Genomic DNA, 14,670 nt, shown 5'->3' with positions numbered 1-14,670 from the left:
CGAGCGGAGCGAGCGTCGAGACCGGCCTCGAGACCGGCGTCGAGACCGGCGTCGAGACCGGCGAGGGCCGGGTCAGCGGAAGCGGGCCTTCTTCGGCAGGTACGGCGCGACACCGCGCTCGCCCACGTGGACCCGCAGCACGGCGTGGTGCGAGGCGTCGCCCTGGATCGCGGACTGGTTGGCGACCAGCACCGTCTTGCCGAGGAACGTCGCGTTGCACGGGGAGTCGAAGGGGATCTCCGAGCCGTTCTCGCCCACGAGCGGGACGGCGGGGAAGGAGTCGACCTCCTCGCCGGTGGCCGGGTCGATCTCGGCGATCCGGTTGGTGAGGCCGACCATCGCGACGTACACGTGCCCGGTGCGCCGGCCGATGCCGAAGCCGTCGGGGAGGTCGGTGGGCTGGCTGGTCCACACGACCTCGACGTCGCCGGGGGCGCGGCCCTCGAGGGGGACCCGCAGCAGCGCGCCGTTGGTGGGCAGCGCGTCGCCGGTCGACAGGGTCTGCTGGGTCAGCAGGAAGCTGCGCTCCTCGGGCAGGTAGCGGATGCCGGTCGTGCCGAAGCCGAGCAGGCCGTCCAGCGCCGGGTCGCGCAGCCACTCGGTGACCTTGCCTCGCCGGGTCACGCGGTGGACGACCCCGTCGCCGTAGTCGGTGACGTAGAGCCCGCCGGGGGCCCACGTCGCGTAGTTGGGCACCGAGCCCTCGGGCAGCGTGGCGATCGTGCGCCAGCGGCCCCTGGTCACGTCCAGCGTCAGGATCCGCGACGTGGTGGTGTCCAGCACGACCAGGCGACCCGACCGGGTCTGCGCGGCCACCTGCACGCCGTGCTCGCCGCCCTCGAGGTCCTGACCGGGCACCGCCCAGGAGCGCAGCAGGGTGCCGGACCGGGTCCACTCGAAGACCTTGGACGGCTGGCCGTCGGGGGCTGCGTAGGTGCCGGCGTACACCCGCTTGTTGGTGTGGACGTGGACGTACGCCGGAGCGCCGGGCGAGGGGACCCGGGCGAAGACGGTGGTGGTCCACTTCTCTGGGACCTCCCCGTCCCTCGCGGCAGCCGAGGTCGCGACCGGCGGGAGCAGCAGCGCCAGCGACCCGGCCAGCAGGCCGGCCACGCTCCGCAGGACCAGCCGCCTCACAGCCGCTCCCCGACCTCGATCGCGGCGCGCTGGCCGGCGCGGACGGCGCCGTCCATGTAGCCCGACCAGTACGTCGAGGTCTCCGTGCCCGCCCAGTGCACGCGACCGAACACCTGGCGGATCGCCGGGCCGAAGTCGGTCAGGGTGCCGGGTGCGTGGAAGGCGGTGGGGCCGCCCTCGGTCCACCGCTCCTTGGTCCAGTCCTGCTCGGTGTACTCGATCGGCTTGAGCGCCTTCTCGCCGAACATCGCCGCGAAGCCCTCGAGGACGGCCTTGCGCCGTTCCTTGCGGGAGAGCGGGCCGTACCTGCGCCAGGTCGAGCCGCCGACGAAGGCCAGCAGCACGCCCGGGTCGCCGGAGGCGGGGGAGTTGTCGAAGACCGCGCGGGCGGCGCCGGCGTCGTTGATGCCGAACCCGTTGAGCCCGTCCTCGCGCCAGAACGGCGTCTCGTAGACGGCGTCGCACTTCATCAGCTGACCCATGTCCATGTGGCGCAGCAGCTGGGTGCGGCGCATGGGCAGGCGGGGGAACCAGTCGATGTCGAGGACCATCGGCGGCGGGCAGGCGACGACGACGCGCTTGGCGCGGACCGTGCCGCGCTTGGTGCGCACGAGCACCCGCCCGTCCTTCTGCTCGATGCGCTGCACGGCGGCGTCGAGCGCCACCGCGTCGCCGAGCTTGCGGGCCAGGCGCAGCGGGATGAGCTGGGAGCCCCCGATGAGCCGGCTCTCCTGGGCGCCGCCGGCGGTGTCGGAGTTGCGGGAGAAGGTGCCGACGTTGGTCTCGTTGCCCGAGCAGGCGATGTACCACAGCACGAACAGCAGCGAGAGCTCGTCGGGGTCGGCGCCGAAGCCGGGCTGGGTCCAGGACTTGATGAGGTTGCCGACGCCGCTGGAGTTGAGCGCGTTGCGGCGGATGAACTCGCCCAGGCTCATGGCGTCCCACTCCAGGGCGCTGGGGTGCGACCACGGGGCGCTGACGTCGATCTCGGCGGCCATCGAGTCCAGCCGGGTCAGCAGGATCGCGGCGTCGGGGAGGATGGTGGGGTCCGGCGGGACGGTGCCGGAGTACTCCTGACGGCCGGTCAGCGAGGAGATGTAGACGCTGTTGCCCTCGTTGTACTCCAGGAACGTGCGGACCTTCAGCTCCTTCGCGAGCGCGAGGATGTGGTCCTGGGTGGGGCCGACGAACGCGCCGCCGGCCTCGATCACCCCGCCGGAGCGCAGCCTGTGGTTGAGCACCCGCCCGCCGACCCGGTCGCGAGCCTCGACGCACAGGACGTCCAGGCCCTGCTCGAGCAGCTCCCGGGTGGCGACGAGGCCGGAGATGCCGGCGCCGACGACCACGACGTCGACCTTCCGCGGCAGGCGTCCCTGACGGCCTCCGCCCCCGCCGCCCGAGCGGGCGTCGGCCGCGCCCGCGGAGAGCAGCAGCCCCCCGGTCGCGGCGGCGGTGCCGGCGGCGCCGGTGGTGAGCAGGTGACGACGCGACAGTGCAGGGTGCCGGGCAGCGTGCAAGGAGCCGTGCGAGGGTGTGGGGGAGTGCTGGGCCTGGGTCATGGCGCTCCGATCGTGGAAACATGAACATGTGTCAGTTTCAGGATCGGTACCCTACACTCCGACACATGCCGGTGGAACGAGCTGAGACGCAGATCGCTGTGCCGACCGCGCGTCCCTCCGAGGCGTCCAACGAGACCGCCCCCGACCCGGTCACGGGTGCCGTGCGCCGCGTGCCGAGCCAGCAGCGCAGCCGCAAGCGCGTGGAGGCCATCCTCGACGCCGCCGAGCGGCTGGTCCTCGCCGACGGGGTCGAGTCGCTCACCACGAGGGCCATCGCCTCGGAGGCGCAGGTGCCGGTGGCCTCGCTCTACCAGTACTTCGGGGACAAGGAGGCCGTCCTCCTCGCGCTCGCCGGGCGCGACATGGAGGAGATGGACGCCCAGGTCGCCGAGGACCTCGCCGCGCTGGAGGTGCTCAGCGTCGGGAGCGTGGTGCGCGTGGCCATGCAGGCCTTCGTCACCGTCTACCGCCGCCGACCCGCCTTCGTCGAGATCTACCTCCGCGGGCGCACCAACGTGGCCGTGGCCCGCTTCGGCCGGGCCCACAACGCGCGGGTCGCCGACGCGTTGCGCAGCTTCGCCCTCGAGCGCGGCCTGTGCCGCGAGGACCTCACGCTCGACGCGGCCACGCTCGCCGTCGAGGTCGGCGACCGCGTCTTCCAGCTGGCCTACGAGAACACCCCCGACGGCGACGTCGCCCTGGTCGAGGAGGGCATCACGATGATGACCGCCTACCTCGAGCGCTACGCCACCGACGCCGGCCTGGCAGGCGTGCCGGCGTGAGCGACCGTCCCAGCCTGCGCGAGGAGCTCGCCGCCGCCGCGCGACGCGTCGCCGACGAGGGCCTGGTCGTCGGCACCGGAGGCAACCTGTCGGTCCGCGACGGCGACGACGTCCTCGTCACCGCCTCCGGGGTGGACCTGGCGCGCTGCACCGCCGACGACGTCGTCGCCGTCGGGCTCGACGGCGCACCCCGCGATCCGGCCGCCGCAGCGCCGACCTCCGAGCTCCCCCTCCACCTCGGCGTGTACGCCGACAGCGGCTGCGCCGCGGTCGTGCACGTCCACGCGCCCTGGTCGACCGCGGTCGCCTGCGTCCTCGACGAGCTGCCGGTCGCCCACTACCAGCAGCTGCTGCTCGGCGGCCCGATCCGCGTGGCGCCGTACTCCACCTTCGGGACCCCCGAGCTGGCCGACGGCGTCCGGGCGGCGCTGGAGGGCCGCAGCGTGGCGCTGATGGCCAACCACGGCGCGGTCGCGCACGGCAGCAGCCTCGACCAGGCCCTTGAGCGGGCGCTGCTGCTGGAGTGGCTGTGCGCCCTGCACCACCGGGCCAGCGCCCTGGGCCCGGTCCGCACCCTCACCGAGGAGCAGCAGCACGAGGTCGTGCTCGCGGCCCTCGCCCGCAACTACGGCAACCCAGGATGAGCACCATGAGAGGTCAGGCATGAGCCCCACCCGGACCAGCGCCCGGATCAGCGCCCGGATCAGCACCCGGATCAGCGTCGTCGGCGTGCACGTCCTCGACACCCACGTCATCGGGGTCGAGTCGATCCCGTCGGGCTCCGACGGCCAGCTCGTCGAGACCATCCGGATGTCGGCGGCCGGCACCGCGGGCGGCACCGGACTGGTGCTGGCCCGACTCGGCGCCGAGGTCTCCTCCTTCGGTGCGGTCGGCGACGACATGACCGCCGTGACCCTGCTCGCGCTGCTGGCCGAGGAGGGCGTCGACGTCGCCGGGCTCGTGCGCAAGGCCGAGCACCAGACCTCGTCCTCGGTCATCCCCGTGCGGCCCTCGGGGGAGCGCCCGGCCTGGCACTGCATCGGCGCCAACGGGGCCTTCACCCTCGAGGACCTCGACGCCGCCGCGCACCTCGCCGACCACGTCCACCTCGGGGGCCCGGAGTTCCTCGGCGGCCCGGCCGCGGGCGAGCTGCTGGCCGCCGCCCGCTCGGCCGGCGCCACGACCTCCCTCGACGTGCTGGCCCCCGGCGACCCCGACATGCTGGCGTGGATCGCCGACGCGCTCCCGCACACCGACTACCTGCTGCCCAACGACGAGCAGGTGCTCGGCTTCACCGGGGCCGCCGACCTCGCCTCCGGGGCGCGGGCGCTCGTGGAGGCCGGGGCCGGCTGCGTCGCCGTCACCCAGGGCGCCCGAGGTGCGCTGGTCGTCACCCGCGACGAGGTGATCGAGGTGCCGGCCTACGCCGTCGACGTCGTCGACACCACCGGCTGCGGGGACGCCTTCTCCGCCGGGTTCGTCCTCGGTCGCGCGCAGGGTCGCTCGCTGGCCGACTCCGCCGCCCTCGGCTGCGCCACCGCCGCCCAGGTCGCCGGCGGGCTCGGCACCGACGCCGGTGCCTACGACCTCGCGGCCGTCGAAGCGTTCATGGCGGTCACACCCACGCGCTGAGCCGGGATCAGCCCCGGTCAGCCCCGCGTCGGAGCGCTGCGCAGGTCGGCCAGCCGGCCGACGATCGCGGGCCGCAGCCGGGTCGGTGCGGCGTCGACCAGGGCGTCCAGCAGCGGGACCGGGTCGCCCAGCGGGTCGATGCCGAGCGTCTCCAGCAGGGTCCGCACGTCCTGGCCCGTCAGGTGCTCGGGGCTGAGCCGCAGCAGGTGGTCGGTCACCCGGCCGGGCAGTCGCGCCGGGCCCGTCACCTCGGCCGCGGCGGCCGACTCGCGCAGCGCGTCGAGCAGCTCCTCGACGTGGGCCCGCGTGCCGGCGCCGACGCCGAGTCGCAGCAGGGCGGGCAGATCGCCCCACGAGGGCTGGCAGTCGGCGTACCAGCCCCGGGAGCGGAGCTCCGCGGCCACCGTGAACACGTCCGCGTCCCCGTCGGCTCGCAGCAGCACGAGCGAGGCGTCCGGCTCGCAGGCCAGAGACAGCCCCGGGAGGGCGCGTACGCCGGCGACCATCGCCTCCACGGCCCCGAACGTCTGCGCGGCGAGGCGGAGGTAGCCGTCGTGGCCGATGCCGGAGACCACCCGGGCGGCCGCCGCGATGGGCGCCCCCGGGCGGCTGAGACCGATCGTCGGGCTGACCAGCGGGCGACCGGCGAGGTCGGCGGCGCCGGTGGCACCGGTCGCGCCAGGCTGCCGGCCGGACGCGTCACGGTGCAGCAGCAGCGCAGCGCCTCGGGGCGCGTGGGCGTGCGCGTGCAGCTCCATCGAGATGCTGGTGACCCCGGCGACGGCAAAGGTCCACGGGGGGACGATGCGCCCCAGTCACCGTGCCGACCGCGTCCCCGGGGGCGTCGACGAGGTCGAGCCCGAACCCGACCAGGCTCGCCTCGGCGCGGGGCAGCTCAGGGAAACCGTCGGGGCAGCACGCGTCGCTGGCGGCGTACGCCGCCAGGGTCTCGGCGGCGAGCGCGTCGACGTCCGGGAGCCCGGAGTCGCGACCGTGGGCCAGCACCCGCGGCCCTCCGGCGTGCGTGGGGCCGGACGGGGCCCCGTGCGGCGTCGTGGTCCCGGACGCTGGTCCGAGCAACGGCGTGGTCATGCGGCCCTCCAGGGTGCTCCTCGCGGGGGCGGACCTGGCGGCCTCCCCGGAGCACCGACCCTAGGTCCGCCGGGCGTGCCCGGCGCCGGGTGAGAGGGCTCGCCGACATGGCCCGATCGGGCCAGGGCACGACGCCTCGCGGTCGTCTGGACCGGGGGGCCGGGCGGGCCCCGACCGGGGTGTCAGCGGGCCAGGCTGCGCGAGCCCTGCGAGGAGTAGCGACGGCTCGGGTTGGAGCCGATCGTCTCCTTGCTCGCCGACTTCTTGGCAGGCTTCTTCGCCGGAGCCTTCTTCGCCGGAGCCTTCTTCGCCGGAGCCTTCTTCGCAGGCGTCTTCTCGGCAGGCGTCTTCTTTGCAGCCGGCTTCTTGGCCGGAGCCTTCTTGGCAGCCGCCTTCTTCGCCGGGGCCTGCGCGGGCTCCGCGTCGGTCGACCACTGGTCGAGCCACTCGTCGAGCACCGCCCAGGTCGTGCCGCGGGCGGCCCGGCCGGTCAGCATGCCGAGGTGGCCGCCGGGCACGATCTCGAAGCGCACCTCGGGCGACCCCTTGAGCAGCGGGGTGACGGCCCGGACGGCCTGCACCGGGGCGATCCCGTCGGTGGAGCCGGCGAAGACCAGCACCGGCACGTCGATCGCGCCGATGTCGATGGTGCGGTCCTCGAGCTCGAAGGTGCCGCCCTTGAGCGCGTTGGCCTTCACGAACCGGTGGTAGAGCTGCCCGAAGGTGCGGCCGGGGTAGGCGATCATGTTGGCGGTGAACCGGTCGACCGCCTCGACCTGGGCGAGGAAGTCGGCGTCGTCGAGGTGGGTGGCCAGGGCGATCGGCTTGGTCACCAGCTTCTGGAACGACGAGAGCTGGAAGGCCCACTTCACCAGCGGCTTCGGCGCCCCACCCAGCATCTGGTAGCCGCGCGTGATCGCGCCGCGGCCGCCACCCAGGGTCAGCCCCATGTTGAGCAGCGGACGCAGCGGCGCCACCAGGGGCACCAGGGAGACGTCGAACGGCGAGCCCACGACCGTGAGCGAGGCGATCGGCAGGTCCGTGCCGTCGGCGGTGGCCAGCAGGCTGAAGATGCCGCCGAGGCTCCAGCCGACGACGTGCACCGGACGGCCGCCGGCGTGCGCGGAGACCTCGCGGATCGCGGTCGGGACGACCTCCTCGATCCAGTGCTCCATGCCGAGGTTGCGGTTCTTGAACGACACCTCGCCGTACTCCACGAGGTACGTCGGTCGCCCGCTCGTCACCAGGTGCTCGACCACCGAGCAGCCGCGACGCAGGTCGTAGCAGATCGAGGGGGCCGCCAGCGGCGTCACGAGGAGGACGGGGTCGCCCTCCACCTGGGCCGAGGCGGCGGGCCGGTAGTGGTAGACCTCGCGCAGCTCGCCCTCGTCGATGAGGGTCCGCGGCATCGGTCGCAGGTCCGCGAGTCCTCCGTAGAGCACCTTCTGCGCCACGTTGCTCGCCGCCGCGACCACCTGGTCAGGCTTGGGGATCCGATCCACCGCTTCCACCTCCACCGGTGAAAACTACCCCTGGGCCCGGGGGTTACGCGTGGGCCGGCTCACCGGCGCCGCGCGGGCGGTCGCCGCGCCGGCGTACGCCGGTCGGGCCTCACTCCCCGCCCGGGGCCCGGACGTCCTTGGCGTGCCCGCCGCCCACGTCGGACAGCTCGGTCATGAACGAGGCCGCCCACGCCTTCACGTCGTGCTGAGTGACCTGCTTGCGCATCGCCTTCATCCGTCGCGTGACCTCCTTGTCGTCGGCCTGGTAGGCCTCGAGGAGGGCGGACTTCATGCCGTTGATGTCGTAGGGGTTGACCAGCCACGCCTGGCGCAGCTCGTCGGCCGCCCCGGCGAACTCCGAGAGCACCAGGGCGCCGTCGTCCTCGTAGCGGCAGGCGACGTACTCCTTCGCGACGAGGTTCATGCCGTCGCGGTAGGGGGTGACGACCATGACGTCGGCGGCGCGGTACATCGCCGCCATCTCCTCGCGGGGGTAGGAGGAGTGGAGGTAGTGGACCGCGGGGCGGCCGATGCGGCCGTGGTCGCCGTTGATGCGTCCGATCAGGCGCTCGATCTCGTCGCGCAGGATGCGGTACTGCTCGACCTGCTCGCGACTGGGCACTGCGACCTGGATGAACACCGCGTCCTCGACGTCGATGTGGCCCTCGCCCATCAGCTCGGCGAAGGCGCGCAGCCGCGCGTAGATGCCCTTGGTGTAGTCGAGCCGGTCGACCCCCAGGAACACCTTGCGCGGTCGGCCCAGGGCCTCGCGGATCTCCGCCGAGCGGAAGCGCACCGCGTCCGAGCGCGCCATCTCCTCGAAGCCCGCGGCGTCGATCGAGATCGGGAACGGGGCGGCGCGCACGGTGCGCCCGTCGGGGAGGTAGACGAGGTCGCGGTGGGTCTTGTGGCCCACCCGCTGGCGGACCAGACGCACGAAGTTCTGCGCGGCGCCGGGCAGCTGGAAGCCGACCAGGTCGGCGCCCAGCAGACCCTCGAGGATCTGGCGGCGCCAGGGCAGCTGCTGGAACAGCTCGGCAGGGGGGAAGGGGATGTGCAGGTAGAAGCCGATGCGCAGGTCCGGGCGCAGCGTCCGCAGCATCTGCGGCACCAGCTGCAGCTGGTAGTCGTGCACCCACACGGTCGCGCCCTCGGCGGCCAGCGACGCGGCCTTCTCGGCGAACCGCTCGTTGACCCGGACGTAGGAGTCCCACCACTCGCGGTGGAACTCCGGCTTGGCGACCAGGTCGTGGTAGAGCGGCCACAGGGTGCCGTTGGAGAAGCCCTCGTAGAACTCCTCGATGTCCTGGGCCGACATCGACATCGGCGCCAGCTCCATGCCGTCGCTCTCGAAGGGCTCGAGCTCGGGGTCGGTGCCGCCGGGCCAGCCGATCCACACGCCGTGGTTGGCGCGCATCACCGGCTCGATGGCGGTCACGAGCCCGCCGGGGGAGGTCCGCCAGCCCTTGGTGCCGTCGGCCAGCTCGACCCGGTCCACCGGCAGGCGGTTGGCAACGATCACGAGGTCGTAGGACACGCCACCCACCCTAGTGATCGGCGCCAGCCCCTCATCGGGGTGAGGTCGCTCCCTGAGCGGCTCCCGGTGTCGGGCCTCCCGCCCGGGCCTCCCGTCGGGGCCTCCCGCCGGGGCCTCCCGTCGGGGCCTCCCGCCGGGGCCTCCCGCCGGGGATGACCATCGGCGGAGGGGAACCACCCCTTCCGCTCCTTCGTCGCTGCAGGGGGGCCAGGCCCATCCACCCTCCGCCGATGGTCATCCCCGTCGTCGGGCCCCGTCGTCCGGCCCCGTCGTCCGGCCCCGTCGTCCGGCCCCGTCGTCCGGCCCCGTCGTCGGGCCCCGTCGTCGGGCCCCGTCGTCGGGCCCCGTCGTCCGGCCCCGTCGTCCGGCCCTCAGTCGTCGGCGGGGTAGGTGACGCCGAGCTGGCGGCGTACGTCGTCGAGCTGGCGCATGATCGCGAGCGTCTGGTCGTGGGGGACCAGGGAGCTCTCGCGCAGGCCGGCGCGCACGCAACGGTCGACCTCGGCGATCTCGTGGGCGTAGCCGCGGCCGAGGACGGGCTCGCGGCCGAGGACCTCGACCGGCTCGGCCTGCCCGCTGACGTCGTTGGTCGAGCCGGGGTCGAAGGGGTGGAAGACCGCCTTGTCGGGGTGGTGGAACTGTCCGTGCAGCTCGACGCGGCCGGTGTCGGTGGCGATCGCGGCCGAGCGGTCCGACCAGCTGGTCATCGAGGCGCTCATGGTGGCCAGGGCGCCGCCGGGGTAGCGGCCGGTGAGCGCGACGTCGAGGTCGATGCCGCTCTCGGACAGGGAGGCGGTCGCGGTCAGCTGCTCGGGTGCGCCGAGCATGAGGTGGGCGAAGGTGAGGGGGTAGATCCCCATGTCCAGCAGGGCGCTGGCGCCCAGCGCGGGGTCGAGGAGGCGGTCGTCGGGGCCGGCGGAGACCACGAAGCCGAGCTCGGCACGCAGCTGGCGCGGGGTGCCGAAGTCGCCGGCGTGCAGGCGCTCGCGCAGCTCGCGGACCACCGGGTGGCACGCGCTCCACATCGCCTCCATGAGGAAGACGTCGTGCTCGCGGGCCAGCCGCACCATCTCCTCCGCGTCGCGGGCGTTGAGGGTCAGCGGCTTCTCGCACATCACGTGCTTGCCGGCCTCGATCGCCATCCGGGCGTGCTCGAGGTGCAGGGCGTGGGGGGAGGCGACGTAGACGACCTCGACGTCGGGGTCGGCGACCAGGTCGGCGTACGACGCGTGGGCGCGGGCACCGGGCGCGTGCTCGGCCACGAAGGCCTCGGCCGACTCCAGGCGGCGCGCGCCGACGGCGACCAGGCGCGCGGACGGGACCAGGGCGAGGTCGGCGGCCACGGAGCGTGCGATCTTGCCGGTGGCCAGGAAGCCCCAGCGGACGGGCTCTCCGGCGGGGGTGGGATCGCCGGTGCCGGGCTCGTCGGTGCTGGGCTCGTGGGCGGGGTCCGAGGAGGTCACCGGCCCACCCTACGAACCGCCCCGGGCGCCGGGCCCCACCCGCGCGGACTTGCCAGCGACGCGGCCGACGGGCTAATGACATCCGTGTAGTTCCGTGCACTACAGTGGGCCCGGACCACCAGACCACACGTGCGGAGAGATCGCCATGGAGCCACAGGCCCACGCCAGCCTCGAGACGCCGACCGGCGCCGACGCGCTGTCGGAGCGGGACCGGGACATCCTGGAGTTCGAGCGTCAGTGGTGGAAGTACGCCGGCGCCAAAGAGACCGCGGTCCGCGAGAAGTTCGACATGAGCTCCACGCGCTACTACCAGGTCCTCAACGCGCTCATCGACCGTCCCGAGGCGCTCGAGGCCGACCCGCTGCTGGTGCGTCGCCTGCGCCGGCTGCGCGCCGCCCGTCAGCGCCAGCGCTCCGCGCGCCGTCTCGGCTTCGAGGTCTGAGGTGCGCGTGCGCGACCAGCGCGGGGTGGTCCTGCCCTCGCCGCTGGTGATGCTCTCGGTCATCGCGGTCGCCATGGCCGCGATCGCCTTCGTCGCCACCCGCGGCGGGGAGCCCACCGAGCGCGAGATCACCCCGGCCGCGCGCGAGTCGGCCGAGCCGAGCGCCACCGCCGAGCCGACCAAGGAGCCGAAGCCCACCAAGGCGCCGGAGCCGGCGGTGGAGCGCGGCAAGGTCTACGTCGAGGTCTACAACAACTCCGCCGTCACCGGCCTGGCCGGACGCGTCGCCCAGAAGGCCGGCAATGTCGGGTGGCAGGTCGTCGGCGCCGACAACTGGTACGGCACCATCCCCACCTCCACGGTCTACTACCCCAAGAAGCTCGAGCGGGCGGCGAAGCTGCTGGCCCTCGACCTGGGCATCGAGCGCACCGCGCCGGCCGTCGAGCCGATGCGGATGGACCGGCTGACGCTGATCCTCACTGGCGAGCTGGGCTGACGCCCGACCGCCGACCCCGACTCCGGGCGGGTCGCCGGCGGCGTACCCGTTCACGTGGGTTTCGGCTCACATCCACCGCCGGGTGGAGCGCCCCCATGGTGGACTAGGGGGCATGGACTTCACCTCCGGGCAGGGTGAGCAGCGCTATGAAGCGTTCGTGCGCGCCGCCGCGAGCAGCGTCGTCGGGCTCGACTTCGACGGCACGCTGTCGCCGATCGTCGACGACCCGGAGCAGGCGCACATCCACCCCGACGCCCGCGACGTGCTGGTCGCGCTGGCCGCCGAGGTGCGTGCCGTCGCCGTGATCACCGGTCGACCGGCGCGGCAGGCGCTCGACCTCGGCGGGCTGGAGGAGGTCGGCGCCGCTGTGGGGGAGGCGGGCAGCGAGCTCTACCTCTTCGGGCAGTACGGCAACGAGCGCTGGTCCTCCTCGCGGCGTCGTATCGTCTCCCCGCGCCCGCCCAGGGGGCTGGCGACCTTCGAGCGTGAGCTGCCCCGGCTGCTGCGCAGCCATGACGCCGGTGAGGCCTTCATCGAGGACAAGGGGCTCGCCGTCGCCGTGCACACGCGACGCCTTCCCGACCCCGAGCGTGCCTTCGAGGCGCTGCTCCCGGCGCTGCGCGAGCTCGCCGGGCGGCACGACCTGATCGTGGAGCCCGGGCGGCACGTCGTGGAGATCCGCTCCTCCGGCATGCACAAGGGCGTCGCAGTGCGGACCCTGGCCGACGAGCTCGACGCCGGTGGCTTCCTCTTCGCCGGCGACGACCTCGGCGACGTGGAGGCCTTCGAGGCGCTGGGCGAGCTGCAGGAGTCGGGGCTGCCCACCCTGCGGGTGTGCTCGGCGTCTCGCGAGCAGTCCGCCCTGGTCCCGATGTCTGACGTCGTGGTCAAGGGCCCCGACGGCGTGCTGCAGCTGCTCGCCCAGCTGACCGCGGACGCCCGCGACCTGCGCTCCTGACTCCCCGGGTGCCGGAGTGCTGCGCGCAGGGGGCTCTCCTGCGTCGGGGAAGGTCTGACTGATGTCAGTCCAACCTTCGCGATGGCGGTCGAACCTTCGACCGCGACGTGCAAGGCCTGACCGACATCAGTCAGACCTCGCAGGCTCGCGGCCCACCACATGTCCCACATCCCGAGACGACGGTCCGCATTCCGGACCCCGATTCGCGATCGGCCGGAACCCGCCCGTACAGTTCTGATCAGCTCATCGAGAGGGACTGAGGGAACGGCCCGTCGAAGTCCCGGCAACCGCCACGAGCCTCCGCGCCGGCACCCGCTGGTCGTGCGTTCGTGGAAACGGTGCTAATTCCGGCCCGGCGCGAGAGACGCGGTGGGGAAGATGAGGAGGAGGACTCAGTGAGCGCTGCGACCATCACCCAGCCCGACACCAGCGCGACCGAGGCGACCAGCCCGGCGGAGTCGACGAACCAGACCGGCCTGCGCGAGGGTGCCTTCGGCAACGCGCGCTGTCTCTCGTGTCGCGAGTGCGGCCACGAGGTCGAGCTCGGCCCGCACTACGCCTGTCCGGAGTGCTTCGGCCCCCTCGAGGTGGCCTACGACTTCCCGACGGTGACCCGCGAGGAGATCGAGGCCGGCCCGCGCAACATCTGGCGCTACAAGGCGCTGCTGCCGGTGCCGACCGACATCGAGCAGAGCCCCAACACCGAGCCCGGCTTCACCCGTCTGCTCGAGGCCCGCAACCTCGGTCGGGAGCTCGGCCTGGAGAAGCTCTGGGTCAAGGACGACTCCACCAACCCCACCAACTCCTTCAAGGACCGGGTCGTGGCCTGTGCGCTGAGCGCCGCCACCGAGCTGCACGCCAAGGTCTTCGCCTGCCCCTCGACCGGCAACCTCGCCAACGCCGTGGCCGCTGCCGGTGCCCGTGCCGGGATCAAGACCGTGGTCTTCATCCCCAGCAACCTCGAGAAGCCCAAGCAGGTCAACTCCGCGGTCTACACCGACCGTCTCGTCGCCGTCGACGGCAACTACGACGACGTCAACAAGCTCGCCTCGGAGATCGCGGGCGAGGAGGACGGCTGGGCGTTCGTGAACGTCAACGTCCGCCCCTTCTACGCCGAGGGCTCCAAGACCCTGGGCTACGAGATCGCCGAGCAGCTCGGCTGGCGGCTGCCCGACCAGGTGGTCATCCCGGTCGCCTCCGGCTCGCAGCTGACCAAGGTGCACAAGGCCTTCCAGGAGCTGGTGAAGCTCGGCCTCGTCGAGGACAAGCCGGTCAAGATCTTCGGCGCCCAGGCCACCGGCTGCTCGCCGGTCTCCTCGGCCTACAAGTCCGGCACCGACGCCATCCGCCCGGTCAAGCCCGACACCATCGCCAAGTCGCTGGCCATCGGCAACCCCGCCGACGGCATCTACGTCCTCGACATCTGCCGCGAGACCGGCGGCGCGGTCGAGGACATCACCGACGACGAGGTCCGTGAGGGCATCCTGCTCCTCGCCCGCACCGAGGGCATCTTCACCGAGACCGCCGGCGGCACCACCGTCGGCGTGCTGAAGAAGCTCGTCGAGACCGGCCAGCTCGACACCTCGCTGGAGACCGTCGTCATCAACACCGGCATGGGCCTGAAGACCCTCGACGCCGTGGCCGACGAGGTCGGCCCCGCGGCGACCATCAAGCCGACGTACGCCGCGTTCTCCGACGCCGGCCTCGTCTGACCCCCCACCTCCCAGGAGTCCCGAAGTGAGCGTGTCCGTCCGCGTCCCCACCATCCTGCGCACCTACACCGGGGGTGAGTCCGAGGTCAGCGCCACCGGCGCGACCCTCGCGGAGGTCATCGACGACCTGGACGCCTCCTACCCCGGGATCAAGGCGCGCATCCTCGACGACAACGGCGCGCTGCGCCGCTTCGTGAACGTCTACGTCGGGGACGAGGACGTCCGCTTCCTCGACGAGCTGGCCACCCCCACCCCGGCCGGCACCAAGGTCTCGGTCATCCCCGCCGTCGCCGGCGGCTGACCCACCCGGTCACCCACGCCGAACCGGCGCGTCCTTCCGGAAGGACGCGCCGGTTCG

General features: G+C 73.1%; 14 protein-coding genes and 1 riboswitch. Of the genes, 8 read left to right on the top strand and 6 right to left on the bottom strand.

Going from position 1 to position 14,670, the window contains the following annotated elements:
* Positions 1-72: 72 nt before the first annotated feature.
* Entirely contained in the window at positions 73-1,137 is a 1,065-nt protein-coding gene (locus A6R01_RS07125) for a hypothetical protein (protein ID WP_292604776.1), read from the bottom strand.
* The gene (locus A6R01_RS07120; RefSeq protein WP_292604775.1) at positions 1,134-2,696 is read right to left on the bottom strand and encodes an FAD-dependent oxidoreductase; all 1,563 of its coding nucleotides are present in this window, start codon (positions 2,694-2,696) and stop codon (positions 1,134-1,136) included. The genes A6R01_RS07125 and A6R01_RS07120 overlap by 4 nt, the downstream gene beginning before the upstream one ends.
* Before the next feature lie 65 nt (positions 2,697-2,761).
* On the opposite strand from A6R01_RS07120, the gene A6R01_RS07115 reads away from it, so the two are divergent.
* The 3 genes from A6R01_RS07115 to A6R01_RS07105 are packed head-to-tail and all read left to right on the top strand — an operon-like array spanning position 2,762 to position 5,110.
* On the top strand, positions 2,762-3,478 hold the full coding sequence (locus A6R01_RS07115) for a TetR/AcrR family transcriptional regulator (RefSeq protein WP_292604774.1): 717 nt from the start codon (positions 2,762-2,764) through the stop codon (positions 3,476-3,478).
* Positions 3,475-4,122: a class II aldolase/adducin family protein gene (locus A6R01_RS07110; protein WP_292604773.1), complete on the top strand. Its 648-nt coding sequence runs from the start codon at positions 3,475-3,477 to the stop codon at positions 4,120-4,122. Before A6R01_RS07115 ends, A6R01_RS07110 begins: the two co-directional genes overlap by 4 nt.
* Before the next feature lie 19 nt (positions 4,123-4,141).
* Positions 4,142-5,110, top strand: coding sequence for a carbohydrate kinase family protein (locus A6R01_RS07105; protein ID WP_292604772.1), 969 nt, complete (start codon positions 4,142-4,144; stop codon positions 5,108-5,110).
* A gap of 17 nt (positions 5,111-5,127) precedes the next feature.
* Here the strand turns inward: A6R01_RS07105 and A6R01_RS07100 are convergent, their stop codons facing one another.
* From A6R01_RS07100 to A6R01_RS07085, 4 genes are all read right to left on the bottom strand, one after another.
* Positions 5,128-5,868, bottom strand: coding sequence for a hypothetical protein (locus tag A6R01_RS07100; RefSeq protein ID WP_292604771.1), 741 nt, complete (start codon positions 5,866-5,868; stop codon positions 5,128-5,130).
* A gap of 516 nt (positions 5,869-6,384) precedes the next feature.
* Positions 6,385-7,704, bottom strand: coding sequence for an alpha/beta fold hydrolase (locus A6R01_RS07095; protein ID WP_292604770.1), 1,320 nt, complete (start codon positions 7,702-7,704; stop codon positions 6,385-6,387).
* A gap of 109 nt (positions 7,705-7,813) precedes the next feature.
* Positions 7,814-9,250 carry a trehalose-6-phosphate synthase gene (locus tag A6R01_RS07090; RefSeq protein ID WP_292604769.1) on the bottom strand — a complete coding sequence of 479 codons (1,437 nt, stop codon included), beginning with the start codon at positions 9,248-9,250 and terminating at the stop codon, positions 7,814-7,816.
* A gap of 362 nt (positions 9,251-9,612) precedes the next feature.
* On the bottom strand, positions 9,613-10,704 hold the full coding sequence (locus A6R01_RS07085; protein ID WP_292604768.1) for a Gfo/Idh/MocA family oxidoreductase: 1,092 nt from the start codon (positions 10,702-10,704) through the stop codon (positions 9,613-9,615).
* 145 nt (positions 10,705-10,849) lie between these two features.
* On the opposite strand from A6R01_RS07085, the gene A6R01_RS07080 reads away from it, so the two are divergent.
* The 5 genes from A6R01_RS07080 to A6R01_RS07060 all read left to right on the top strand — a co-directional run bounded on the left by A6R01_RS07080 (position 10,850) and on the right by A6R01_RS07060 (position 14,613).
* On the top strand, positions 10,850-11,146 hold the full coding sequence (locus tag A6R01_RS07080; protein ID WP_179532067.1) for a DUF3263 domain-containing protein: 297 nt from the start codon (positions 10,850-10,852) through the stop codon (positions 11,144-11,146).
* A 7-nt stretch (positions 11,147-11,153) separates the two neighbouring features.
* Positions 11,154-11,642: a LytR C-terminal domain-containing protein gene (locus A6R01_RS07075; protein ID WP_292604767.1), complete on the top strand. Its 489-nt coding sequence runs from the start codon at positions 11,154-11,156 to the stop codon at positions 11,640-11,642.
* 112 nt (positions 11,643-11,754) lie between these two features.
* Positions 11,755-12,600 carry a trehalose-phosphatase gene (gene otsB, locus A6R01_RS07070; RefSeq protein WP_292604766.1) on the top strand — a complete coding sequence of 282 codons (846 nt, stop codon included), beginning with the start codon at positions 11,755-11,757 and terminating at the stop codon, positions 12,598-12,600.
* A 240-nt stretch (positions 12,601-12,840) separates the two neighbouring features.
* Positions 12,841-12,985, top strand: a riboswitch (SAM riboswitch).
* Positions 12,986-13,076: 91 nt separating this feature from the next.
* Positions 13,077-14,312 (top strand): threonine synthase, encoded by a 1,236-nt coding sequence (thrC, locus tag A6R01_RS07065; RefSeq protein ID WP_292604799.1) that lies wholly within the window; start codon positions 13,077-13,079, stop codon positions 14,310-14,312.
* A 25-nt stretch (positions 14,313-14,337) separates the two neighbouring features.
* The gene (locus A6R01_RS07060) at positions 14,338-14,613 is read left to right on the top strand and encodes a MoaD/ThiS family protein (RefSeq protein ID WP_292604765.1); all 276 of its coding nucleotides are present in this window, start codon (positions 14,338-14,340) and stop codon (positions 14,611-14,613) included.
* Positions 14,614-14,670: the final 57 nt, after the last annotated feature.

Source organism: Nocardioides sp. REDSEA-S30_B4 (assembly GCF_001627265.1).
In the GTDB taxonomy this organism is placed as follows: Bacteria; Actinomycetota; Actinomycetes; order Propionibacteriales; family Nocardioidaceae; genus Nocardioides.
The sequence above is the reverse complement of the archived record's forward strand: the minus strand, read 5'-3'. Positions and strand labels throughout refer to the sequence as shown.